Source organism: Vibrio sp. 704 (assembly GCF_033339295.1).
This window is the reverse complement of sequence record NZ_JAWOUH010000022.1, coordinates 25,262-49,802: the sequence shown is the minus strand read 5'-3', so window position 1 is coordinate 49,802 and position 24,541 is coordinate 25,262. Positions and strand designations below refer to the sequence as shown.

At 43.9% G+C, this 24,541-nt stretch carries 20 protein-coding genes; 8 read left to right on the top strand and 12 right to left on the bottom strand.

Annotated features, from left to right (window positions below; all coding sequences use genetic code 11):
- Positions 1-29 precede the first annotated feature (29 nt).
- A complete protein-coding gene (locus tag R7R24_RS20985) occupies positions 30-959 on the top strand; it encodes a LysR family transcriptional regulator (protein WP_191116238.1) in 930 nt (309 codons plus the stop codon).
- 1,233 nt (positions 960-2,192) lie between these two features.
- Here the strand turns inward: R7R24_RS20985 and R7R24_RS20980 are convergent.
- Entirely contained in the window at positions 2,193-3,092 is a 900-nt protein-coding gene (locus R7R24_RS20980; protein ID WP_017821689.1) for a LysR family transcriptional regulator, read from the bottom strand.
- Between the two features lie 112 nt (positions 3,093-3,204).
- On the opposite strand from R7R24_RS20980, the gene eamB reads away from it, so the two are divergent.
- The 3 genes from eamB (at position 3,205) to queC (ending at position 5,142) form a co-directional block, all read left to right on the top strand.
- Positions 3,205-3,789: a cysteine/O-acetylserine transporter gene (gene eamB, locus R7R24_RS20975; RefSeq protein WP_005388201.1), complete on the top strand. Its 585-nt coding sequence runs from the start codon at positions 3,205-3,207 to the stop codon at positions 3,787-3,789.
- Between the two features lie 299 nt (positions 3,790-4,088).
- Positions 4,089-4,427 carry a helix-turn-helix domain-containing protein gene (locus tag R7R24_RS20970; RefSeq protein ID WP_005388200.1) on the top strand — a complete coding sequence of 113 codons (339 nt, stop codon included), beginning with the start codon at positions 4,089-4,091 and terminating at the stop codon, positions 4,425-4,427.
- 58 nt (positions 4,428-4,485) lie between these two features.
- Entirely contained in the window at positions 4,486-5,142 is a 657-nt protein-coding gene (queC, locus tag R7R24_RS20965; protein WP_005377298.1) for a 7-cyano-7-deazaguanine synthase QueC, read from the top strand.
- Between the two features lie 310 nt (positions 5,143-5,452).
- Here queC and queE read toward each other — a convergent pair whose 3' ends face one another.
- On the bottom strand, positions 5,453-6,103 hold the full coding sequence (gene queE, locus R7R24_RS20960; RefSeq protein ID WP_053350378.1) for a 7-carboxy-7-deazaguanine synthase QueE: 651 nt from the start codon (positions 6,101-6,103) through the stop codon (positions 5,453-5,455).
- 216 nt (positions 6,104-6,319) lie between these two features.
- Between queE and R7R24_RS20955 the strand changes: the two genes are divergently transcribed.
- Positions 6,320-7,129 (top strand): Cof-type HAD-IIB family hydrolase, encoded by an 810-nt coding sequence (locus tag R7R24_RS20955; RefSeq protein WP_017821691.1) that lies wholly within the window; start codon positions 6,320-6,322, stop codon positions 7,127-7,129.
- 160 nt (positions 7,130-7,289) lie between these two features.
- Here the strand turns inward: R7R24_RS20955 and R7R24_RS20950 are convergent, their stop codons facing one another.
- From R7R24_RS20950 to R7R24_RS20905, 10 genes are all read right to left on the bottom strand, one after another.
- Positions 7,290-8,735 carry a bifunctional NUDIX hydrolase/phosphatase PAP2 family protein gene (locus tag R7R24_RS20950; protein ID WP_054579509.1) on the bottom strand — a complete coding sequence of 482 codons (1,446 nt, stop codon included), beginning with the start codon at positions 8,733-8,735 and terminating at the stop codon, positions 7,290-7,292.
- A 385-nt stretch (positions 8,736-9,120) separates the two neighbouring features.
- Positions 9,121-10,452, bottom strand: a complete 1,332-nt coding sequence (locus R7R24_RS20945; protein WP_054579508.1) for a trypsin-like serine protease — start codon at positions 10,450-10,452, stop codon at positions 9,121-9,123.
- A gap of 191 nt (positions 10,453-10,643) precedes the next feature.
- Positions 10,644-11,123 (bottom strand): GNAT family N-acetyltransferase, encoded by a 480-nt coding sequence (locus tag R7R24_RS20940; protein ID WP_054579507.1) that lies wholly within the window; start codon positions 11,121-11,123, stop codon positions 10,644-10,646.
- Between the two features lie 189 nt (positions 11,124-11,312).
- Positions 11,313-13,190 carry a propionyl-CoA synthetase gene (locus R7R24_RS20935; RefSeq protein WP_054579506.1) on the bottom strand — a complete coding sequence of 626 codons (1,878 nt, stop codon included), beginning with the start codon at positions 13,188-13,190 and terminating at the stop codon, positions 11,313-11,315.
- A 77-nt stretch (positions 13,191-13,267) separates the two neighbouring features.
- Positions 13,268-14,464, bottom strand: coding sequence for a 2-methylaconitate cis-trans isomerase PrpF (prpF, locus tag R7R24_RS20930; RefSeq protein WP_005377286.1), 1,197 nt, complete (start codon positions 14,462-14,464; stop codon positions 13,268-13,270).
- A gap of 9 nt (positions 14,465-14,473) precedes the next feature.
- Positions 14,474-17,065 carry a Fe/S-dependent 2-methylisocitrate dehydratase AcnD gene (acnD, locus tag R7R24_RS20925; protein ID WP_191116240.1) on the bottom strand — a complete coding sequence of 864 codons (2,592 nt, stop codon included), beginning with the start codon at positions 17,063-17,065 and terminating at the stop codon, positions 14,474-14,476.
- A gap of 156 nt (positions 17,066-17,221) precedes the next feature.
- Complete coding sequence (gene prpC / locus R7R24_RS20920; protein WP_005377283.1) at positions 17,222-18,364, bottom strand: 2-methylcitrate synthase; 1,143 nt, start codon at positions 18,362-18,364, stop codon at positions 17,222-17,224.
- A gap of 132 nt (positions 18,365-18,496) precedes the next feature.
- Positions 18,497-19,393, bottom strand: coding sequence for a methylisocitrate lyase (gene prpB, locus R7R24_RS20915; RefSeq protein ID WP_054579504.1), 897 nt, complete (start codon positions 19,391-19,393; stop codon positions 18,497-18,499).
- Positions 19,394-19,405: 12 nt separating this feature from the next.
- Positions 19,406-20,119 (bottom strand): GntR family transcriptional regulator, encoded by a 714-nt coding sequence (locus R7R24_RS20910; RefSeq protein ID WP_005377279.1) that lies wholly within the window; start codon positions 20,117-20,119, stop codon positions 19,406-19,408.
- Positions 20,120-20,383: 264 nt separating this feature from the next.
- Positions 20,384-20,782, bottom strand: coding sequence for a GFA family protein (locus R7R24_RS20905; protein ID WP_005377278.1), 399 nt, complete (start codon positions 20,780-20,782; stop codon positions 20,384-20,386).
- 266 nt (positions 20,783-21,048) lie between these two features.
- Between R7R24_RS20905 and R7R24_RS20900 the strand changes: the two genes are divergently transcribed.
- The 3 genes from R7R24_RS20900 to R7R24_RS20890 all read left to right on the top strand — a co-directional run bounded on the left by R7R24_RS20900 (position 21,049) and on the right by R7R24_RS20890 (position 24,299).
- On the top strand, positions 21,049-22,020 hold the full coding sequence (locus R7R24_RS20900) for a tripartite tricarboxylate transporter substrate binding protein (protein WP_005388181.1): 972 nt from the start codon (positions 21,049-21,051) through the stop codon (positions 22,018-22,020).
- Between the two features lie 238 nt (positions 22,021-22,258).
- The gene (locus R7R24_RS20895) at positions 22,259-22,753 is read left to right on the top strand and encodes a tripartite tricarboxylate transporter TctB family protein (protein WP_005377273.1); all 495 of its coding nucleotides are present in this window, start codon (positions 22,259-22,261) and stop codon (positions 22,751-22,753) included.
- 19 nt (positions 22,754-22,772) lie between these two features.
- Positions 22,773-24,299: a tripartite tricarboxylate transporter permease gene (locus tag R7R24_RS20890; protein ID WP_005377271.1), complete on the top strand. Its 1,527-nt coding sequence runs from the start codon at positions 22,773-22,775 to the stop codon at positions 24,297-24,299.
- Positions 24,300-24,541: the final 242 nt, after the last annotated feature.

Below are 24,541 nucleotides of genomic sequence, written 5' to 3'. Positions count from 1 at the left end.
TACGCTAATATCTAACTTGGATAAACATTGTGGATTTAGCAAATAAACTACACCTGCTTTTAGAAGTCTCTAAAGCTGGATCTTTTGCAAAAGCAGCAGATGGGATGAATATCGACCGCTCTGTTTTATCTAAACACATCAAGCAGTTAGAAGAGCACTTAGGCGTTAGGCTATTAAACAGAACAACTCGCTCTCTTTCATTAACACAAGTCGGTAAGCAAATAGTTGAAAAAGCAGACCAAATATCTCAACTCCTTGATGATACTCAACAAATAGCGGAGAACTTTCAGACTGAGCCTTCAGGGAAAGTACGAATTTCAAGCTCAACATTATTTGGAAAACTCTATCTACAACCTTCGATAGAAAAGTTTTTACATAAGTACCCAAAAGCAAGTGTTGAACTAATGCTAGATGATCTTCATGTAGACGTGATTAGAAGTAATTTTGATATTGCTTTTCGAATCGGACCTATGAGGGATTCATCAATGGTAGCAAGAAAATTAGCAAAAAATACGACTGCAATCATTGCTTCTCGAAATTTAATTGAAAAACATGGTAACCCAGAAACGCCTGATGAGTTAGTTAAGCTACCTTTTATTATTTATTCAAATGGTAATTTTATTGTCGATAAACTTAAATTCTACGACAAAGCAAAATCAGATGGTTTAGATACATACCCAATATCAGGGTCATACATGGTAAATGAAGCTGAGCTAATAATTGAAAGCGTAAAGTCAGGTCTGGGCGCAGCACTTATAGGTCAATTTATGCTCCCTAACAACCTAGAGTCTTCTAATTTAGTTCAACTTTTACCAGAATATGAAACTCAAGATTTTGGTGATATTTATGCCATGTACTCACACCGTCAGCAATCACCATTGGTTAGGGTATTCATTGATATCGTTCAAGAAGAAATTGGCATACCACCAATATGGGAAAAGCATTTCAATAAAAGCTAGGTGATTCTATTTAACCAAAATTAACATAAAATAAAAAATCAAACAAAATCAATAAATTAAACCAGTAACGTTTAATATTCATCGAAGTTTAATGTTAGGTGAATTAAGTTCCATTCTAAATGGCGCTTAATTCACTAAATATAAAAAATTCTTGATTTATAATACTAACAAATCCATCACCTATACAAGTTACGATGTATATTGAAGAAAAACACACCTCGGTCACTAGTTTGTTAGTATATAAAATATCTTATCTTATTTTTTTGGTTATTTATACGTTAGCAACGATTTACTTTAGCGTAAAAATGGACAAAAGCACATCGGAGAACTCTCTTATAGAAATGACTCAAATAGCATTTGTGCTTTTTTCATCGTCAATGTGTTTGTATAAATCTAAGGAATATCTTGAACTCAAACACATATTAGTAATAATGTCTTCATTTTTTATGGTTATATTCGTTAGAGAAATGGACTACCACATAGAGCAGTATTTCCCTCACGGTTCATGGAAGTATCCTGCTTGGATTATAATAGTCTCGGTCTGTTATTTTTGTTTTAATAATATAGTTAACATAAAAAATGAGGTAAAACTTTTCATTTCTCATTCTAGCTTCACGACATTAACGATTGGATTTTTTATTGTTTTCTTATTCTCACGATTTGCAGGGTATGGTGATTTTTGGGTCGAGTTCATGGGGAACTCATACAATAGAGACGTGAAAAACTTGGTTGAAGAAAGCTTAGAGTTACTAGGTTACGCGATACTTTTAAACGGTGTTTTACTTATTAAAGTAGAAAATCACTAAGTATAAATAAGAGTTCAGAGCTTGTAGTTCAAGCTTTGAACTTTTTTGGCTAAAAAAAAGCAGCAAATTATATTTGCTGCAAATGATGAAAAAAACAATATGCGTAAGTTAACTTCCTAGCAATGGATGCGTTAACGAGTTAATAATAACGAACCGTAACAATTAAGTCTCGTTGAAAATAATCCATAAAGAATGGCATTTATTACACTGTTAATTATGTAACCTTATCTAATCTAGTTATCACACGCCGTCGTTTTTATATCTTATCTCTTTCCGTCAATAAATAGCTCTTCACATCAGATCCCATTTATCATCCCACAACAGTCGGATTCACAACAAAGCAATAAAAATCAATAAATTAGAAGTAGCCACTTAAAAAGTAAAAAGGAGTAAAAACGAAACTATGTCAGATAGAACATATTAAAGATCACCGGCTCTGAGTAGAAAACCGTTCATACTCGTTACGCATACAATCAATAAAGACTTCCATCGCCGGCGTCACACACTTCCCAGCATGATAAGCACAAAGTGGCTTGATCATCTGTGAAAATTCGGTGAACTCAAGCTCTTGTAAACTGCCCTCTTGCAACTCTTTTTCAACCGTAAAACGAGGTAAATAAGAGATACCAATATTACTCTCAACGCAGTTTTTGATCGTATTAATACTGCTAAGTTCGATCATGTTGTCGATGCTAATATCACGCTCCTGAATAATGCTCTCAAACATCTGTCGAAAAAGGCACTTAGGGCCATTGCTTATAAACCCTAAATCAATATGTTGCTCTCTCTTCTTTAAATCTAGCCCTTTTAAAAGCGGTGAAGCAACCAATACCAGTGGCTCCTGCTCAAACTCGTGGACCTTGAGCGTATCGTCATTACCTACTCGATAAAACACACCTAAATCAGCTTTATCCGCTATCAACTCATCTCGAATCTGATAGCAATTTTGTGATTGCAGAGAGAGTCTTACATTGGGCGCTCTGATCCTGAACTCTTTTAAAACATTAGCCATCTTATAAGCAAGTTGAGTCTCAGCAACCAGCACTTTCAATTCACCGGTCGGCTCCGAGTTTTCTTGCTGTGCTGTTCCCTCAATATTTTCCATCACTCGCGCCAGTTCATAGACGTAAGGCAGTATCTTTTCTCCTGCTTGAGTCAAAACCATCTTACGCCCTATTTTTTCGAACAGCTGCAGAGACAGATCTTGTTCCAACTGCTTGATTTGAAAGGTGACGGTTGATTGCGTGCAATAAAGCTTCTGTGACGCTTTTAGAAACGATCCTTCTTCAACAATAGCTTTAAAAGTAAGAAAGCGTTTTAGATTCATGACTAGACTCCACAACCAACAGTTTAATAAATTAAAAGTCTAAGTTTTAATTTATTCAATTTTTTAATCAATTGTAGCGAAGTATAGTGCAGTAAAAACAGGAGAGATAGAGATGACCGCCATCTACACCGCATTTTTTACTTACGTAATCATTACTTCAATTACACCAGGGCCAAACAACATTTTATCGCTCAGCATCGCGACGCAATATGGACTAAAACGCTCAACAAAAGTGATTTCGGGGATGTTTTGTGGCTATGTTGTTTTGATGCTACTTTGTGGCGCTTTCACGTATAACATGATCAGCCTCTTGCCCGTGATTACACCTTGGCTAACATGGATTGGAGCAGCTTATATTGTTTGGTTGGCTTGGGGGCTTGCTACGAGTGAGATCAAAACTTCATCGGATAATTCTAAAGGTATCAGTTTCTTAACAGGTTTCGGTTTGCAGTTCGTTAATGTGAAAATCATTCTTTATGGAATTACCTCTATTTCTACGTTCGTACTGCCCCACACTCAGAATATCTACTGGATCTTAGCGACTAGCCTCATTCTTGCTTTGATCGCACTCCTTAGCAACGTAGTTTGGGCCGTTGCAGGAAAGCTACTTCAATCGCAATTCCAGAGATATGGCAAAGTCATAAATATGAGCTTAGCAGCAGCTCTGATCTATTGTGCGACACAGTTATTTACTTAAGTATATAGTTGATCATCAAGAACAATATTGCTCTTCAACTTAGACGACTACGTTTATGTGAAGAGCAAATTCTGCTCTACAAATAGCTGCGGTTTCTCGTGCCCTTACTCGCTCCTTCATACGGCAGTTTTTGAAGAAGTAGGTTCAACGTCACTTAATCAACCTAAAGATACGAAATCTTTTTTAGTTTTACAGACACGGCCTTGGCGACCTCGGCAATAACTAAGCATTACTTAGTATACACAAATCAGAAAAACTAAGATAATCTTAGTCATCCAAGTCCTTCGTATGAACTTTAAGTGTTGTTTAATAACCCACTCCCAGCCCGCCTTAAGCATGCGCGTAAACAAGCGAATCTGTCCCAAAAAGCACTGGGCATCCGTATCGGCATGGATGATAGTTCTGCAAGTGCAAGGATGAATCAATACGAAAGGGAGCGCCATACTCCCGACGTAAAAACGCTCAAACTTATCGCAGATGAGCTAAACGTGCCTCTAAACTATTTTTTTTGTGAAGATGAAATCACCGCTGAACTTGCTGTGAATCTCCACAAGCTGTCAAATGATGACAAGCAAAGAGTGCTTGAGAGCACAGCCCAGCTGATTGCAGACGCAATCGCCACGAAGTCGAGTACGTAATTGGGATAAGAATACGTATCAATACCAAAGAATCAAAGAGCATAACTAAGGGTTCAACATGGCTACAACAAAAGCACTTGTGGTTTTTTCCGGTGGGCAGGACTCTACGACCTGCTTAATCGATGCATTAAATACATATGATGAAGTTCATGCTATAACGTTTGATTATGGCCAGCGTCATTCAGATGAAATAGATATCGCTATCGAATTAGGTAAGCAACTTAACATCAAAAGCCACAAAGTCCTGGATGTAAAATCAATTAATGAGTTAGCGATAAGCTCGCTGACAAGAGACAACATTCCGGTATCTAATGACTTAAGCGACGCTAACGTACCCAATACATTCGTTCCAGGGAGAAACATTCTCTTTCTTACTTACGCATGTATCCATGCTTACCAGCTTGGCATTCAAGACATCATTACGGGAGTTTGCGAAACAGACTTTAGTGGTTACCCTGACTGCCGAGACAACTTTATTCGCTCTCTAAATCTCTCTTGCAATTTAGGTATGGATAAAGCCTTCAATATTAAGACTCCTTTAATGTGGCTTACTAAAGCCGAGACCTGGGCTCTAGCTGATAAGCACAATATGTTGGAGTTTGTCCAAAACAATACTTTAACATGTTACAACGGAATCGTTGGTAAAGGCTGTGGTGAATGTCCAGCGTGCCTACTGCGACAAAGCGGCTTAGAAGAATACTTAGCGAGCAAATAGTCTTTGTTAGCGGTAATAGCGCTGGGATAAAACCTTTTGCGTTAGCTTCTAAACGTTTTATCTCAGCGTGAAACTCCAGCCAACAGAGCTTCATTTTGATGCCGCCAGATTGGTGGCATCAATTAAATGCGAAACGATTGTCGAACCAAAGATAGCACCACACCACAGCAGCCAACACTGCTTAGCTTTTACAACGCTATAAATTGTTTAGATACATCGACAATGATTCCATAGCAAAGCTACCAACGGCATTACTCGCGAAACCGGGATTAGATAGAAAAGCCACTTCGAATGATGACGAGCCTCTCGTCTAAGCAATACTCAAATATTTATGAGTTTGAACAGACAAACGCCAATTGCGGGCAATACACGTATCAATACACAATTGCGTAGCACGAGGCTTCTGGCTAATTGGTTGTAGTGCAATGATAGTCTCAGCCGCTACGTTCGCATTTGCTAAAAGATCATCAAGGTGGTCGATGTCTTTCTGGGTGCCGACTGGATGCTTAATCTCATTTGCCCGCTCTAACGCGCTATTAAGCACTGGTAATTTACCTTTCATTGCCACTTTTGGTGACACTGTCACCCACGTATTTTCTGAAGTAATCACTTCTGATGTGCCACTGGTTTCAATTTGGCATTGGCACCCCATACCTTCAAACGCCTTTGTTAAAGGGCGCAGATCATAAATACAAGGCTCTCCACCAGTAATCACGATATGCTTAGCATTAAAGCCTTGCTGTTGATATTGCTCTACGATGTTCTCGGCAGATGCAACACACCAAGTCGGAGAGTCTTCCGTTTTCACCAGAATATCGCCTATTTGACGTTGATCATTCTCATCTGCATACCACGTTTGTTTGGTATCGCACCATGAGCAACCAACCGGACACTCTTGAAGCCGAACAAAAACAGCAGGGACTCCAGTGAAAACCCCTTCCCCTTGGATGGTTTCAAACATCTCATTTAGCTTATACAACGCAGAACTCACTCAACTCATAACATTTCGAGGCGAAGACCATAATGGACACGCGTGTCTAGGTCAATTTAAACCAAAAATTAATTGTTAAAATAGACCATTTTGTAGTTTCATAGCGTAATGAATATAGGTTTCTGGTTAACGTTAAACCAAGCCTTATTCACTGACAGCTCCCAAAAAACTTTAAGGTAAGAAATGATGTATAAACTGATCGCACTAGATATGGATGGCACGCTACTCAATAGTGATAAAGCCATTTCTGAAGAAAACAAACAAGCGATCGCAAAAGCTCGAGAAGCAGGCGTTACTGTCGTTCTCGCTTCTGGTCGCCCATTAGAAGGAATGCAAGACAAGCTCGACGAACTGAATATCCATTCCGATCGAGATTTTGTTCTTTACTACAACGGTTCGATGGTCAAGAACGTAGGCACAAACGACATCATCCACCAGCAAATCATAGATGGTAAAGCTGCAAAATTGGTGGCGCGAAAAGCCGAAGAGCTAGGTGCGTACGTCCATGCTTTTAGTCAAGTTCATGGTTTAATCACCAACGAACACAACCCTTACACCGATATTGAAGCAAAGATAAATGGCTTAAATGTCACCGAGATGAACTTCGAATCACTAGAAGACGATCATCCAATCATCAAAGCTATGATGGTTGCAGAGCCAAGCAAACTAACAGAAGTTATAGCAGCACTGCCAGCTGAAATGCGCGAAGCGTTTACGGTTGTTCAAAGCGCTCCGTTTTTCCTTGAGTTTCTTAACCCTGCGAGCAACAAAGGTATTGGTGTTGCCGCAATTGCCGAGTATCTGGGAATTAAACCGGAAGAAGTTATCTGTATGGGTGACGCAGAAAATGACCACCACATGCTGAAATACGCTGGCCTTGGTATCGCGATGGCAAATGCAATGGAAGAAACCAAGCAAATCGCTGACTACATTACGGCAAGTAATGATGAGCACGGTGTCGCTAAAGCTATAGAAAAGTTCGTGCTCAATGCATAGTCCTTTCCGCCATGTCTGTTGCGTTAAGCTTCTTACGTTTAACATCCCTAGCCGTCCAAGATAGGCAAGCGGCGTTGTTCGTGGACTAAACGTGTAAAAGCCTTGCTGTAATGCAAGGCTTTGTTTTTACTTAAATACTAATAGATAACAAATACAGCCATCAATCTAGCAACGTTTTGCTCGGTTGGTTTTCACAAGTCAGCTTCCTTGCAAGCAGCATAAATAACAACATTAATAATGGATAATGTAACGTCGACAAGACTAATGACCACAAACCGCTAAACGATACGATATTAGCCGTGTACAAATAGAGTTGATCAACAAGCAACAATGCCAGCGTCACAAAGATCATCTGCCGAGTATCTAAATGTGCTTTCGACTCTTTAAATGTCATGACCAACGCTGATGCAGTGATTAAAATTGCTAGCCAGCGACCAAACACAGGTAATGGCCAGATGACGGAGATGACCGCTGTTGCCGCAGTCATAATGAACCAGACGCCTTTTGCGCTTAGAACTTGATCAACGTTCACATCTTGATTTGTTTCCAATCGAAGAACATGCCAAGCCACCAAGCTGCCTAACAGCGCGCCAAATAACATATCTAAAATAAAGGCACTGCCGAGGAAAAACTTACCTAACACCACTGTAAGAGTGATGAACACGAAGACTGCCGTTGTTCCATTCAAACCGAAATACTGGGTTCTATGAAACAAGAACGTCAGAACACAAAACCACACAGCGATAGGCAAGCTAGGAAAACTAAAGCCAAAGCTGTGCGTTAACTCCAACATTGGTATATAGACATGTGGGCGCGGTAACGAAAAGCCTTGTTGAGCGACAAGCACCATAAGCGACGTTGCACTAATTGCAAAAAAGAGTCGGTACACAAACCGGCTACCAAAGCGCATCATGGCAAAAGGAAATAGAAAGAGTAGTACCGTCGGTTCTGTCAGGTCTATAACCAGTTTCGAGATCTGACTAGCTACCTCGTAACTCGTTTCTGACAACGCCCCTACCCAACTCTGTAAATCTATCAGCCACGCCAATTCAACCTGACGAAATGAAGGCGCGGATTCGATCAACTGAGTCACATAAGATACTGATTGCTTGGTAGCTTGATCAAAAAACTGAGTGGCTTGTGGCCATTGCTCAGGATAACGATATAAAGATGATGGTAATTCAGATGGGCTAAGCAACATCGCTGACGCAACTTCTACTCCATAATGAGGGGCAAACCAAATAGGCAGTTCATTTCCACCTAAAGAATTATTCATAGAAAAAGCGATAATGTCAGAGTCTGATATACAGTCGTAAAAAACCGCAGTGTCCGTTCTGCCAAGCTCCTCTCCAACCGTAACCACTATACCGGTTTCTTCCCACGTTTCTCGTTGAGCAGCAACTTGTGGAGACTCACCATCAATAATGGTTCCGCCAGGTAGAGAAATCTTATCCGTTAATACTTCATGAACTAGCACTAACTTGTCATCAGCGCGAACAATACAGAGCGCTCCTTTAACTTCGCTCGCAGTGGCTTTAGCCGTAGAGATCGGTGAAACAGGTAACAAAATAAAACAAAGGATGAGTAATAACAGCTGTCTCAACACAAAATATGACCTTAAATAAACATAATGATAACCAATGAATCATGGCAGTTAATCTTATCTTTTTCGACAAAAATTAAGTAACGAGTTATGCCAAACTGAGTTGATCGCGTAAAACCTGATCTCAACGCTCACTGGAGAATAATTTAATGCAAACCTGACAAAAATCAGACAAAACATAAAATGTTGATCGCAATTCTGCCAGTTATATAAAGATAACGTCAGGAAAAAGTCATACACATTTTGTGGGTTCTCATAGTTGACACAATAAAAAAGGGCTTATTATTCGCAAACAATAAACCCCAGTTATGGTAAATATGTACTGATCGTTGAAACCAAGAATGAATCTTATCTCATGGTCAACGAATCAAATTCACTGGCCCGATCGTTAGTTAGACTTGCAATTCGCATCGCCGACTTTTTGCCAAACACCCCAAGGCCCTGAGTCTGCTGGATTATCACCTTGAGTCCACCACTGCGCTTGCCAAACTTTACCATTCCAAGTAACCGTATCTCCTTTGAGATACACTAAGCTGGCTTGCCATACAGTTTTACAGCTATCTGTGGGAGGCGTTGTCACCGTTTTCGCTTGAGCGGATACTAACGCTTGGTATTGTGTGCTGGTCTTATCAACGTTGAAGTTCAAAGCCACTCTTGCTTCTCCGCTCTGAGTAGCACCAAATTCAACATCAATACGACAACTTGCATTCATTGCTAACGTCGCCTGAGAGCACTGATCATTGGCAATAACAGCTGCATCAGTAACACCCGAAGCAAACGCGCGAACATTTTCCACAGTGAAGGTGGTGTTCCCTGAATTCTGGATAACAAAGCTATGTTGCTGTAACTCCCCAACATTAAATGATGCCAGTGTCTGTTCGGTGGTGTATCCAACAGAAACATTCTCTTTTAGTGGTGTTACTGTTCCGATAACACCATCGACAAAATTGCGCATAGCAGCGATATCGCTATAAACCCCATACATACCAGGACGAGCACAACCTATTCCCCAACTGACCACACCAAGTTGAGTAATTACACCACTGCGATTAATGACGATTGGACCACCACTATCTCCCTGACAAGAATCTATCCCACCTTGAGGAATACCCGCACAGAATGACACTTCTCCAACCGTTGTGTAGTTGCCACCGGCTTGACGGCAAGTCATATCCGACACAAGTGGGACGTCAACCTCTTGCAATCGAGACGGAGAGCTTCCTCCTTCAGAAGTTCGCCCTAAGCCAGCAACACTAAGCCAATCTCCGATGCTCGCGTATTGCGTTAGACTGCCATTCGCAATCTCAACTGAAGAAACACCTTGAGGCACAGAGTCGAGCTTCAATACCGCGAGGTCATGAGAAAGCGTCGCGCGGCGATATGCCGGGTGCATATGGATCTCACTGACGTTTGCACGAACACCGTCACTACCGTTATAAACAACGCCACCGATTTTAACCGCTATCTGATTCGGAGAATCACCCTCAACACAATGCGCAGCAGTCAGGACGTAACCATTCCCGATATAACTGGCCCCACAATATGATCGGTTACCATAACGACTAACAATTTGGGTGTAGAATTTCCAGTCACGTGGGTCGGCAGTTACTCCGCCTACGATCTGGGGTTGGATAGTGTGATTTTGCGTCTGTGACAAATCATCAGCACTTGCGAACATTGGCAAAACGGCTAAAGCAAGTAACGATTTTGTTAGTTTCAAAATATTGTCCTCTTGTTTTTGTAAGCACGATCCTCGTGCTACTAATAAACAAGCAGACAAAAACGCCGATACCAATGTGGGTGCATATCAATTTATTAACATTGCGAGCAACTTATAGAGAAAAGTCTATTGACGAACTGAATGATTTCAATTCGATAGAACCTAAATCACAATATTAAAGTTAAATACGATTATTCGTTCAGCGGTTTTCTTAAATAGTGGATATGGTGTGCAAATCCTTGTTTTTCATACAAAGATATTGCGCCCTGGTTAAAATGCCATACTTCAACAAACATCTGTTTTGCACCGTAATCAGAGAACGTTGACTCAATTTTATTAATCAATGCCTGCGCCGTACCTTGTTTTCGATATTCAGGCAGCACATAGAGCTCATCCACACTTCCCATCATAACTGGCTGGCTGACGGTAGAAATAAGTTCACAGAAGTGACCAGAGATAAAGCCAATAATTTCATCTCCTTGTTTTGCTGCGTAAACAAGGCACTCAGGGTCGTCAATATATCGAGCAATGCTTTTTTCTTGTTCTATCTCCTCTGCCGTTTTGAAAAGCTCAGGAGATTGAAGATGATGCTCATCATGAAGCTCGAACATAAGATCGTTGAGCAACTCTAGGTCGCTAAAACACGCAGGTTTAATCGCAAACGTGGTCATACAAAGGGTCACTAAAAATGGAATGGCTGTAGTTTGTGAGGAAAACGTCGTATTGGCAAGTCACAAATGCTTTCACGATACGTTTGTACTGTTTGAACAACAAAAAGGCCCCTGCACTTAATAAACGTACAGAGGCAGAACCAACCAACAGAGTTCGAGGATCAGGGGTTAGTTAGAATTGAGTTTTTCTCAGCGTCGTAGCACTCGCTCAATTTCGTTCAAGCTACTTGGGTCATCAATCGTTGACGGAACGGTGTATTTTTCACCATCAGCTATTTGACGTATAGTTCGGCGCAAAATTTTACCTGAACGTGTTTTCGGTAAACGGTCTACAACCAACGCATGCTTGAAGCAAGCAACTGCACCTATCTCACTACGCACTTTGCCCACAAGCTCACCTTCAAGGTCTAGCTCATCCACTTTGACGCCGTCTTTTAGTACCACAAAGCCAAGTGGAAGCTGACCTTTTAGATCATCGTGGATACCAACCACCGCACATTCTGCAATCGCTGGGTGGCCTCCTACTATTTCTTCCATTTCACCTGTCGACAATCGGTGTCCCGCGACATTAATCACGTCATCAATACGTCCCATAATAAACAGGTAACCGTCTTCATCCAGATAGCCACCATCACCTGACACGTAGTAGCCTGGTAACTGGCTAAGATAACCAGTTTCAAAACGGTCATGATTACGCCAAACCGTTGGCAGACAACTTGGTGGTAGCGGACGTTTTAATGCGACAAAGCCTTGTTGGTTAGGCCCGACAGCCTCTCCAAGTTCATTCAGAATTTCGACCTGATAACCCGGAATGGGCTTCGTCGAAGAACCAGCTTTAACTGGCATCATTTCGACACCTGTCGGGTTGCCCGCGATGGCCCAGCCCGTCTCGGTTTGCCACCAGTGGTCAATAACGGGCTTGTCCGCTTTGCTCTGAACCCACTCCAGTGTCGGAGGGTCGAGGCGTTCTCCCGCCATAAAGATGGTTTTCAGATTCGACAAGTCGTACTGTTTTAAGTGCTCACCTTCCGGGTCCTCTTTCTTAATCGCACGAAACGCCGTTGGTGCAGAGAACAACGCATCTACTTTATATTCATCACACACTCGCCAAAATGCCCCAGGATCCGGTGTTCGAACAGGCTTGCCTTCGAATAGGATAGTAGTGCAACCGTGAATCAGTGGAGCGTAAACAATGTAAGAGTGCCCTACTACCCAGCCCACATCAGATGCCGCCCAAAAGACGCCATCTTGAGGAATGTTATAGATTGCGCTCATGGAGTACTTCATCGCGACAGCATGACCACCGTTATCACGCACAACGCCTTTCGGCTTACCTGTCGTACCCGATGTATAAAGTATGTAGAGCGGATCGGTTGCTAACACCGGAACACAACCATGTGGCAGCGCTTGGTTGTACTCTCGCTGCCAATCTAAGTCTCTATCTTGGTTTAGCTCAGCGTCGCACTCTGGACGTTGGAAAACAAACACTTTCTCAGGCTTCCAACGGCTGTCCATAATGGCTTTGTCTACCATTGGTTTGTATGGAATGACTTTGTTGATCTCAATCCCGCACGACGCCGTCATGATCACTTTCGGCTCTGCATCTTCAATTCGTACAGCAAGCTCATTAGGAGCAAAACCGCCGAATACTACGGAATGAATCGCCCCCAAACGCGCGCAGGCAAGCATCGCCATTGCGGCTTCTGGGATCATCGGCATATAAATAACGACTCGGTCGCCTTTTTCAACACCTTGAGCAGACAGCATGCCAGCAATTTTTGCTACTTGGTCACGTAGGTCGCTATAGGTGTACGTGGCTTTACGACCTGTCACTGGCGAGTCATAAATGAGTGCAGTATTATCACCGCGTCCTTGCTCGCAATGGTAATCTAATGCTAACCAGCACGTATTCATTACACCATCTGGAAACCAACGTTCTATGCCGTTTTCATCAGATTTCAAGATAGTTTTAGGAGATTCAAACCAATCGATATTCTCCGCTTGAGCGCGCCAAAAACTCTCCGGTTCATTCTTCGCCCATAAGTATTCTTTTTCGTATGAAGACATATTGCTTCCTCCAGTATGTCCTGACATTGCTCTCGTTCTACTCAAAGATCGCTCTTTTAATCCAAAGATCGTCTCTTTTAATCGAAGACATAGAAGGGTACACGCACAAATCCCTCCATCAGTATTCTCGCACTTCGGCTCATAATGGCTTTTTGCACCACCCAGCCCTGCTCAGTTTGCTTCGCTTGTGCCCCAACTTTTAACGTTCCTGACGGGTGGCCAAAAGTCACGGACTCTTTTTCACCGCCACCAGCGGCTAAATTCACTAACGTTCCGGGCACACACGCAGCAGAAGCAATAGCAACGGCTGCTGTTCCCATCATTGCATGATGTAGCTTGCCCATCGACAGCGCGCGAACGAGCACATCAATATCCGACTCATTAACGGCTTTACCACTTGAAGACAGGTAACTTTTCGGTTTAGAAACAAACGCTATTTTCGGCGTATGTTGGCGTGTTTGAGCTTCTTCTAAATCAGAAATCAGGCCCATTTTTAACGCGCCATATGCACGGATGGATTCGAACATTGCTAATGCTGTGTCATCGTTGTTGATATCGTCTTGCAGCTCGGTGCCCTGATATCCAATCGATTCAGCATCAATAAAAATGGTTGGTATGCCCGCGTTAATAAAGGTCGCGTTGAACGTACCCACATCCGGCACCACTAAATCATCAACTAAGTTACCCGTAGGGAACATACTTCCTTCGCCATCAGAAGGGTCAACGAAATCGACTTGAATCTCGGCGGCCGGAAACGTCACGCCATCGAGCTCAAATTCGCCGGTTTCTTGAACGAAACCATTGACGATTGGCACGTGAATCAAGATGGTTTTGCTGATGTTCACCTGCCAAACACGCACCGTCACAATGCCATTTTCTGGAATGCGATCTTGTGGGATCAGACCAGCATGAATGGCGAAAGGACCGACAGCGGCAGACAAGTTGCCGCAGTTACCGCTCCAATCGACGAATGGTTTGTCGATCGACACTTGACCAAATAAGTAGTCAACATCGTGATCGGCTCTGCTGCTGCGCGAAACAATCACTGTTTTACTGGTGCTTGACGTCGCGCCCCCCATGCCATCAATTTGCTTCGCGTAAGGATCAGGGCTGCCAATAACGCGTAGCAACAGTTTGTCACGTGCGGCTCCAGCCACTTGCGCTTCTTGAGGCAAATCCTCTAGGTTGAAAAAGACACCTTTACTCGTGCCGCCACGCATGTACGTCGCGGGCACTTTTATTTGGCTTGTTTGATTCGGAGTATTATTTGACATACGCACTCCTTATTGTGCCAAGAAATCTTGCGCGAAACGCTGCAGAACACCGCCTGCGTTGTACACGTGAACTTCGTCAGCGGTATCTAAGCGACAAGTAACCGGAACATCGACTTTATCGCCGTTGCTGCGTGTGATAACCAGCGCTAAATCAGCGCCCGGCTTGATTTCTCCAACCACGTCGTAAAGTTCCGTACCATCCAGCTCTAGCGTATTGCGGTTAACGCCCGACTTAAATTGCAGTGGTAGTACGCCCATGCCAACCAAGTTAGTACGGTGAATACGCTCAAAGCCTTCAGCAACAATGGCTTCTACGCCTGCCAGTCGAACGCCTTTTGCTGCCCAGTCACGGGATGACCCCTGACCGTAATCCGCGCCAGCCACCACGATCAATGGTTGTTTACGATTCATGTAGGTTTCAATCGCTTCCCACATACGAACCACCTGCCCTTCTGGCTCTACACGCGCCAGAGATCCCTGCACGACTTCGCCGTTTTCCTTCACCATTTCATTGAACAACTTTGGGTTAGCGAAGGTCGCGCGTTGCGCCGTTAAGTGGTCACCACGGTGAGTCGCGTAAGAGTTGAAATCTTCTTCTGGCACACCCATTTTCGCTAAGTATTCACCTGCTGCGCTGCTTGCGAGAATCGCGTTGGATGGTGATAAGTGATCAGTGGTGATGTTGTCGCCCAGAATCGCCAATGGACGCATGCCAGACAATGTTCTTTCTCCCGCTAGCGCACCTTCCCAGTACGGTGGTCGGCGGATATAGGTACTCATCGGACGCCAGTCGTACAGCGGGTTGGGATTTTGCTCTTGATCATTCAGCTTAAACATCTGAATGTAAACTTGCTTAAACTGCTCAGGTTTAACATGAGTACCGACAACTGCATCGATCTCTTCATCGCTTGGCCACAAATCATTTAAGTAAATTGGTTTGCCATGTTGGTCAGTGCCCAGTGCATCGCGCTCGATACCAAAACGAATCGTACCGGCCAGCGCATAAGCGACAACCAATGGTGGTGAAGCCAAAAAAGCTTGTTTGGCGTACGGATGGATTCGACCATCAAAGTTACGGTTACCAGAAAGCACCGCTGTCGCATATAAATCACGGTCGATGATCTCTTGTTGGATTTTTGGATCCAGCGCACCACTCATACCGTTACAAGTTGTACATGCGTAACCAACAATGCCAAAGCCAAGCTTCTCTAGCTCTGGTAATAAGCCCGCTTCTTCCAGATACAAGCGTGCAACTTTAGAACCCGGAGCAAAAGACGATTTCACCCAAGGTTTACGTACAAGACCAAGTTCGTTGGCTTTCTTCGCCACAAGACCAGCAGCAACCACGTTTCTTGGGTTACTAGTATTCGTACATGAGGTAATAGCAGCGATGATCACTGCACCATCTGGCAACTCGCCTTCTTTCTCTTCCCACGCTCCAGAAATGCCGCGCTGTGCCAACTCAGAAGTTGGTAAACGACGATGAGGGTTTGACGGACCAGCCAAGTTACGGCTAACTGATGATAAATCGAACTCAAGTACGCGCTCGTAAACGGCGCTATCAAGATCGTCTGCCCAAAGACCGGTTTGTTTTGCGTAATTTTCTACTAAAGCAACTTGTTCTTCATCTCGACCAGTTAGTTTCAAGTAATTGATGGTCTGCTCATCAATATAAAACATGCCAGCTGTTGCGCCGTATTCTGGTGTCATGTTTGAAATCGTTGCGCGGTCTCCGATCGTTAGATCACGTGCGCCTTCTCCGAAGAATTCAAGATATGAAGATACCACACGCTCATTACGCAGAAACTCAGTAATCGCAAGGACAATATCCGTTGCGGTAATGCCCGGTTGACGTTTACCCGTCAGTTTGACACCGACAATATCTGGTAGACGCATCATTGATGGTCGGCCAAGCATGACGGTTTCTGCTTCCAGACCACCGACACCTATCGCAATAACACCAAGAGCGTCTACGTGAGGCGTGTGACTGTCCGTACCCACACAGGTGTCTGGGTAGGCAATGCCCTGCTTTGCTTGTACCACAGGAGACATTTTTTCCAAGTTGATTTGGTGCATGATGCCATTCCCAGCCGGAATCACGCTGACGTTTTCAAACGCTGTTTTACACCACTCGATAAAGTGGAATCGGTCTTCATTACGGCGCTCTTCAATCGCGCGGTTTTTGTCGAAGGCATCAGGGTCAAAGCCCGCATGTTCAACCGCTAAAGAGTGGTCAACGATCAATTGTGTCTCAACCACTGGGTTCACTTTTGCAGGATCACCGCCCTGATCTGAAATGGCATCGCGCAGACCCGCTAAATCGACTAGAGCGGTCTGACCAAGAATGTCATGACAAACAACGCGTGCTGGATACCAAGGAAAATCAAGATCTCGTTTGCGTTCAATTAACTGTTTCAGGCTATCTGTCAATGTGTTCGGGTCACAGCGGCGGACCAGCTGCTCAGCTAGCACGCGAGAGGTATAAGGGAGTGTTTCATAGGCTCCAGGAGAAATGGCATTGACGGCTTCGCGTGCATCAAAATAATCCAGTTGAGTTCCCGGAAGCGGCTTACGATATTGGGTATTAATATTTGTGTTCATGGTTTGCTTCCATTCAGTCTTTACATCTTGCCTTCATCAAGGTTTTCCATTGCTCCAGAAACACAGTGATGAGAGGATCTCCTTCCTCTGTTAGAGAGAATGACAAAGGAAGGAGGTGGTCAACCAAAGCATATAATGCCCTCGTTGACCTTCGCGCTAGCGATTCTCGATAGGCACCCATTCTTGATGATCTGGGCCCGTATAATCGGCACTTGGGCGAATAATACGGTTATTGGCACGCTGTTCATAAACGTGTGCAGCCCAGCCCGTTAAACGACTCATCACAAAGATTGGGGTAAATAGTTTGGTTGGAATGTCCATGAAGTGGTAAGCCGATGCATGGAAGAAGTCCGCATTACAGAACAGACCTTTCTCTCGCTTCATCACTGATTCAACACGCTCAGAAACCGCATATAGATGTGTATCACCAACTTGTTTCGATAGCTCTTTGGACCATCGTTTTATTAAGGCGTTGCGAGGGTCACTTTCACGATAAATCGCATGACCGAAGCCCATGATCTTGTCTTTATTGGCTAGCATTTTCATGATGTTCGCTTCCGCCTCGTCGGGCGTTTGCCAATCTTCAATCATTTCCATCGCCGCTTCGTTCGCACCGCCGTGAAGTGGTCCACGAAGCGTACCGATTGCTGCCGTGATACAAGAATGGATGTCTGACAACGTTGATGCACAAACGCGTGCTGCGAATGTAGAAGCATTAAACTCATGTTCAGCATAAAGAATGAGCGAGCAATGCATCACTTGTTTGTGCAGCGCAGATGGCGCTTTGTCTGTAAGTAATCGTAAGAAGTAACCACCGATGCAATCTTCAGTCTGATCCTCGGTGTTGATACGCACGCCATCATGACTAAAGCGGTACCAGTAACAGATGATGGCAGGGAACAAGGCAAGCATACGTTCGGTTGCTTTCAGTTGCTCCTCGAAGCTCATTTCCTGCTCTAGGTTACCCAATACAGAACAACCCGTGCGCATTACGTCCATTGGGTGTGCGCTTGCAGGAATCAACTCTAAAGCTTGTTTTAGCTCGGCTGGCAAACCTCTAAGGCTGAGTAGATGTGTCTTGTACGCATCAAGTTCTTGTTGATTCGGCAAGTGACCGCGTAACAGAAGGTGAGCCACTTCTTCAAACTGTGCGTTGTTCGCAAGATCAGTAATATCGTATCCACGATAAGTTAGACCAGTTCCCGTTTTTCCGACAGTACATAAAGCTGTGCTTCCTGCGCTTTGACCACGAAGGCCTGCGCCACCTAATTCTGCTTTCTTTTCTGCAGTTTGAGACATTGTTTGAACTCCTTTTCTGTCTGACTTTTCCCTCTCTGGGGTGTTTTTAGCCAAACGAATTTCACGTTATTAGATGAGATAAATTCCGATTATCTTTTTCTTGGGCTTCCGTCTATTTTTGCTTTTCCCCCGCTATTTCCCTTCAGAGAATAACTGGTCAAGTTTGTCTTCGTAGTCGTGGTAATTCAGGTGCTGATACAACTCTTTACGTGTTTGCATCGATTCAACCAGTGCTTCCTGATTACCCACTTCTAGCAAATGTTTGTAGACCGTTTCAGCAGCTTTGTTCATGGCACGGAACGCACTTAATGGGTAAAGCACCATATCGACTTTCGCTTTTGCAAGCTCATCGCAGCCGTACAGTGGCGTTGCGCCGAACTCGGTAATGTTGGCCAGAATAGGAACGTGCTTTCCAGTTGCTTGCTCAAGTGCGTTTGAGAACTGAAGGTACTGATCCAGCTTGGTCATCGCTTCTGGGAAGATCATGTCTGCGCCAGCTTCCACACACGCAATCGCACGCTCGATTGCGCTGTCCATGCCTTCAACAGCTAGCGCGTCTGTACGAGCCATAACCACGAAACTTTCATCATTGCGTGCGTCAACCGCGGCTTTTACGCGATCAACCATCTCTTGCTGGCTGACTATTGCTTTGTTCGGACGATGACCACAACGTTTCTGTGCGACTTGGTCTTCCATGTGCACCGCTGCCGCGCCTGCTTTTTCCATCGCTTTGATCGTGCGAGCAATGTTAAATGCACCGCCAAAACCCGTGTCGATATCAACCAAAAGAGGCAAATCACATGCGTTAGTGATGCGGTCAACGTCAACCAAAACGTCGTTTAATGTTGTGATACCGAGATCCGGCAATCCGTATGACGCATTTGCGATACCGCCACCAGACAAGTAAATCGCTTGGTGACCCAAGTTTTTTGCCATCATGGCGCAATACGGGTTTATAGTGCCGACAATTTGTAGTGGATTATTTTGTTCAATGGCGAGTCTGAATTTCGCTCCCGGTGTTAAGCTCATGACGAATTCCTTCTAGTCTTTGTCTAAACTTTCTGTATGTATAATTTGAGATTGGATGAGCTTTCGACTTCCTGATATGTGTCTTCTCATCAACATTTCTGCAAGCTCTTCATCGCGATTGCGAATGGCTTCCAAAATGAATTTGTGTTCGGTGAGCGCCTCATTCGGGCGAGATTGCGCACGTGGCGACTGGTAACGATACATCCGTAATAAGTGATAGAGTTCATCACACAGCAGAGATATTAACTTACTGTTTCTGCTCGCTTGGATGATGCGATAGTGAAAATCAAAGTCACCATGTTGATGGAAGTAAGACGCGCCTTCCATTTGGTCTATATGCTTGGAATGTGTCGACAATAGCATTTCCAAGCTTAAGAGCTCTTCTTGCGTAATGTGTCGCGCAGCTAACCTTGCCGCCATGCCTTCCAATGCTTCTCGAACGGCATAAAGTTCTATCAGCTTTTCCGGAGAAAAAGTGGTCACTCTAGCCCCAACATGAGGAATTCGCTCGATGAGCCCTAGCCCCTCTAAGCGCATCAATGCTTCACGCAAAGGCCCACGACTGACTTGATATTTCTTTGCTAGCTCAGGCTCTGATATCTTATGGCCAGGCTTCACGTCGCCATTAACAATGACTTCAATGAGTGTTTCGGTCAGCGTTTCGGATTTGGTGTGTTCTTTCTCAGAACCCAGCACTTTATAACGAGCTTTCAACTCAGAGTTCATATTCAGATACTCTTGTTACCGACATCGAAATGTCTACAATTTCTTAACCTGAATATAAAGTAGTCGATCAAAGTGTCGACAATCAAGTAAATTGTCGACAATTTAGACTAAGGTCGTAATTTAAATGGGCCTAAAATGCCTATTAAGTGCCATTTTTAGCAGAAATAAAGAATGGGGAACTCATATTGTCGACAACTTATAAACCTTTAAGCTTATGATCTAAAAACTAAAAGCTCAGCTGTCGAACAATAATCGGATAAAAAACTATTCTTTAGGTACAAATTGATCAAAGACTTGTTGCGAAGTCATCTTTTGTGAAGCGGAATTGAGGTCATAATAAGCTGGCTTTTCATCGGTAAAAATCTCTAAAGTGAGTTTGAAATCTGGGTTATCGAACAAACCAGCGGAAAGAATGTACTCACCTGTCGGCAACAAATGATAGAAAAGGTTTGTGCCGCATTCGCCACAAAAACCTCTCACCGCCCAGTCAGACGATTGATAACGCTTTGGCTCGGCCCCCTTAAACGTCACGTTAGGCCCACAATGCACCGCATGAAGTGCGCCACTCGACCATTTTCGACACATAGAGCAATGGCACAGGCTAACCTCATTTTTAACCTCAGCGATGACTTCAATTGCGCCGCACAAACACGTCCCTTTCATTCTCTTTTCCTCGTTCATTTTCCGTCATTTAATTATGGCCTACCAAAGCGTAAAGCCGCGTGACCTAACACCAACTTCTCGCCGTGAACTTTATGAACAAAATAACCGAAATGCTCAATATTCTCTTTATATCTCTTTTACAGACAGATATTTAACACTTAATTAACCTTTACACCAAGTTCAGCTTTAACGCTTACAAGGCATGACAACTGAGCAAAAACAATAAGGCTCAACTAAATAGAGTCGCTAACATAAGGAACGTGAACATGTTAAAGGTACTCAAACCAACGCTCGCCGCTTCAATCATCGCAGCTTCATTTTCATTCAACGCTCTTGCTGCAGATATTGAAAAAATGCACTTTCTTATCCCTGGAGGTGCCGGTGGCGGTTGGGACATGACCGCCCGAGGTACTGGTGATGTATTAATAAAATCAGACATCGTCGAAACCGTATCATTTCAAAACCTATCTGGTGGTGGCGGTGGCAAAGCAATCGCACATTTGATTGAAACGGCTGATCGTCAAGAAGACACACTCATGGTGAACTCAACACCGATCGTCGTTCGCTCGCTCAGTGGGATCTTCCCACAATCTTTCCGCGACTTGACACCTGTTGCCGCAACGGTTGCCGATTATGGCGCCATTGTTACATCAGCCGATTCTCCTTATAGCTCTTGGGAAGATGTCGTTAAAGCTTTTAAAGAAAACCCACGTAAGGTGAAGGTTGCTGGTGGCTCTGCTCGTGGTTCTATGGATCATTTGGTTATAGCAGCAGCTTTCAAAGGTGAAGGTTTTGATGCGCGCAAAGTTCGTTACATTGCCTATGATGCAGGTGGAAAAGCCATGGCTGCCCTACTTTCAGGCGAAACACAACTGCTCTCTACAGGGCTAGGTGAAGTACTCGAAATGTCTAAGTCTGGGCAAGTGAAAGTGTTAGCGATTACAGCACCAAAACGTTTAGAAGCTGCGCCTAACATTCCAACTCTCACCGAATATGGTAATGAAACTGTCTTTGCTAACTGGCGTGGATTCTTTGCAGCACCAGGCACAAGCCAAGAAAAGCTAGATGAATGGAATGCCGCATTTACTAAAATGTATAACACCGACGAATGGCAAGTCGTTCGAGACCGCAATGGTTGGATCGACAACTATAAAGCGGATAAAGCATTCTTCGCGTTTCTTGAAGATCAAGAGCAACAGATGGGTGACTTAATGCGCGAGTTAGGCTTCCTGAAGTAACAGTCGAATTGGGGTCCCTCAGATACCAACCTCAATGAATAACGTAGGTTGGTATTTCCCCATTGTATTTGCACTCTAAGTTTCACCGCATATGGACATTGTCGACAATCGGCATGCACACTCCTTTGTTTATATACCCAAAGCGGCTCGACTAGCAGCGAAATGCTTAATTGTTAATGGTTTAGTTTATTCATTGACGTCCATATGCGGTCTTTTTTACTTTTGTTAGGAGTTGAATATGCCTCGTTCAACCAACTTTTTCACCAAAGAGTACTTGCTCTGTCGTGACCGCGTCGGCGCAATGATCTTTCTACTCTTCTGTCTTTGCTACGGTTATCAAACCTCGCAGATTCCATTGTTTCCAGGTGATGAGTATGAACCATTCACCGCACGCACTCTGCCAACCATCCTGACTTACGTTGGTGTCGGCCTTTCTTTGCTATTGCTGGTGACAGGACAACCAGATAAACAAAGTGGCGCAGTGCTGACCTTCAATTGGAAGTTACTGATTGCCTTTTTAATTTTAATGGCGCTCTACGGCGTGGGCCTGACTTATCTAGGTTTTGTGATAGCTACTGGCTTGTTTTTATTGGCTGGCTTTTATCTGCTCGGGGAAAGACGTAAACCCGTTCTGTTTGGCGCGTCGTTTCCATTCGTGATCGCGTTCTACTTATTACTCACTCAAGGTTTGGACATCTATCTCGAACCGGGTTTGATTTTCACCATCTGGTAGCCAAAGAAAGGACTGAATTATGTTAGATGGAATTCTACAAGGTTTATCCACCGCAGTAATGCCAATGAACATTATGATGGTGATCGTTGGTTGCTTCGTCGGTACATTTATCGGCATGTTACCTGGACTTGGGCCGATCTCAGCCATTGCTTTGATGATCCCAATTACTTATGGTCTAGAGCCCTCCTCTGGCCTTATTTTAATGGCGGGTGTTTATTACGGTGCGGTATTTGGTGGTTCTACATCGTCGATTTTAATTAACGCGCCGGGTTGTTCTTCAACCGTGGTCACAGCATTCGACGGCTACCCAATGGCTCAAAAAGGCCAGGCAGGTAAAGCATTAGCTTTGGCAGCTTATTCGTCTTTCACTGGCGGTACGCTATCTGCCATTATGTTGCTTGTTGCCGCACCAGCATTGGCTAGCGTCTCCCTTAGCTTCCAATCGTCGGACTATTTTGCGTTGATGCTACTTGGGTTATCAGCAGTCGCGGCTTTTGCGGGGAAAGGTCAGGTAATCAAAGCGTGGATGATGACCATTCTTGGTTTGATGCTATCTACAGTTGGAATCGATAAAGGCGTAGGCGTTGAACGCTTTACCTTCGGTTTAACGGATTTAATGGATGGCTTTAGCTTCTTGTTGCTTGCAATGGCGACATTCGCACTGGGTGAGACACTGATGGGCATCCTTAAACCATCAAAAGACACCAGCAATGAAGAACAAGAAAAGCTGAGCAACATTGGCTCAATGAAAGTGACCAAGGAAGAAATCAAAGATGTTGCGCCTGTTTCAATTCGCTCTTCAATATTAGGTTTCTTCACTGGCGTTCTTCCTGGCGCAGGGGCAACCATTGCTGCTTTTTTAAGCTATGGTATGGAGCGCAACCTCGCACCTAAAGAGAAAAAGGATGAGTTCGGTAAAGGCAGTATCCGTGGTTTGGTTGCGCCAGAGTCTGCGAACAATGCAGCATCTAGTGGTTCATTTGTACCGCTATTAACGCTTGGTATTCCGGGCTCTGGTACAACAGCAATAATGCTCGGTGCGCTGATCGCTTATGGTATTCAACCTGGCCCTCGCCTATTTGTTGAACACCCAGATGTGTTCTGGTCAGTGATCATTTCCATGTACTTCGGCAACATCGTACTTGTGATCCTGAACTTACCATTGATTCCGTACATTTCAAAGCTTTTGGCGGTTCCAAGAACGGTGCTTCTACCGATGATTTTATTCTTCTCAATCACCGGGGTTTATTTGGTCTCTTTTAACACTATGGATGTGTTCGTGATGCTGATTGTGGCTATGGCTGCCATTGCACTTCGGCTCGCTAACTTCCCGCTCGCACCTTTATTGCTGGGCTTCATCCTTGGAGGATTAATGGAAGAGAACTTACGCCGCGCATTAATGATTTCAGATGGAGAACTGAGTTTCCTATGGGAGCGTCCTATTACCCTTACCTTTACTGTTTTAGCTGTATTGGTATTGGCAAGTCCACTAATCGTAAAGCTGATTCAAAAGTTTAAAGCACAGCCAGTCAGCGTTGAGCAGTAATCGCTGTCTCTTTCAACCTAGATAAAGCCATCCATCGTGATGGCTTTATCTTCCACCCTCCAAATCGTTCGCTTATTGTGCAGATGGTATTGACAAATCACTGTCGTTATATGAAGGTGATTGTATGAACACACACTTAGCGCAACTTAACCAACGAATTATCATCATTCCATAGGAATGGTGGGATTTTTTGATGCGCTCAGTATTTATCGAACCCACCCATAGCGGTGGGTTTTCTGTCT

Bases quoted from the DNA above. Each gene is read 5' to 3' on its own strand.
- R7R24_RS20895 (WP_005377273.1), top strand. From the start codon at position 22,259: ATGCCTCGTTCAACCAACTTTTTCACCAAAGAGTACTTGCTCTGTCGT.
- eamB (WP_005388201.1), top strand. From the start codon at position 3,205: ATGACCGCCATCTACACCGCATTTTTTACTTACGTAATCATTACTTCA.
- R7R24_RS20935 (WP_054579506.1), bottom strand. From the start codon at position 13,190: ATGTCTTCATACGAAAAAGAATACTTATGGGCGAAGAATGAACCGGAG.
- R7R24_RS20905 (WP_005377278.1), bottom strand. From the start codon at position 20,782: ATGAAAGGGACGTGTTTGTGCGGCGCAATTGAAGTCATCGCTGAGGTT.
- R7R24_RS20890 (WP_005377271.1), top strand. From the start codon at position 22,773: ATGTTAGATGGAATTCTACAAGGTTTATCCACCGCAGTAATGCCAATG.
- queC (WP_005377298.1), top strand. From the start codon at position 4,486: ATGGCTACAACAAAAGCACTTGTGGTTTTTTCCGGTGGGCAGGACTCT.
- R7R24_RS20940 (WP_054579507.1), bottom strand. From the start codon at position 11,123: ATGACCACGTTTGCGATTAAACCTGCGTGTTTTAGCGACCTAGAGTTG.
- R7R24_RS20955 (WP_017821691.1), top strand. From the start codon at position 6,320: ATGTATAAACTGATCGCACTAGATATGGATGGCACGCTACTCAATAGT.
- prpF (WP_005377286.1), bottom strand. From the start codon at position 14,464: ATGTCAAATAATACTCCGAATCAAACAAGCCAAATAAAAGTGCCCGCG.
- R7R24_RS20900 (WP_005388181.1), top strand. From the start codon at position 21,049: ATGTTAAAGGTACTCAAACCAACGCTCGCCGCTTCAATCATCGCAGCT.
- queE (WP_053350378.1), bottom strand. From the start codon at position 6,103: ATGTTTGAAACCATCCAAGGGGAAGGGGTTTTCACTGGAGTCCCTGCT.
- R7R24_RS20980 (WP_017821689.1), bottom strand. From the start codon at position 3,092: ATGAATCTAAAACGCTTTCTTACTTTTAAAGCTATTGTTGAAGAAGGA.
- acnD (WP_191116240.1), bottom strand. From the start codon at position 17,065: ATGAACACAAATATTAATACCCAATATCGTAAGCCGCTTCCGGGAACT.
- prpC (WP_005377283.1), bottom strand. From the start codon at position 18,364: ATGTCTCAAACTGCAGAAAAGAAAGCAGAATTAGGTGGCGCAGGCCTT.
- prpB (WP_054579504.1), bottom strand. From the start codon at position 19,393: ATGAGCTTAACACCGGGAGCGAAATTCAGACTCGCCATTGAACAAAAT.
- R7R24_RS20910 (WP_005377279.1), bottom strand. From the start codon at position 20,119: ATGAACTCTGAGTTGAAAGCTCGTTATAAAGTGCTGGGTTCTGAGAAA.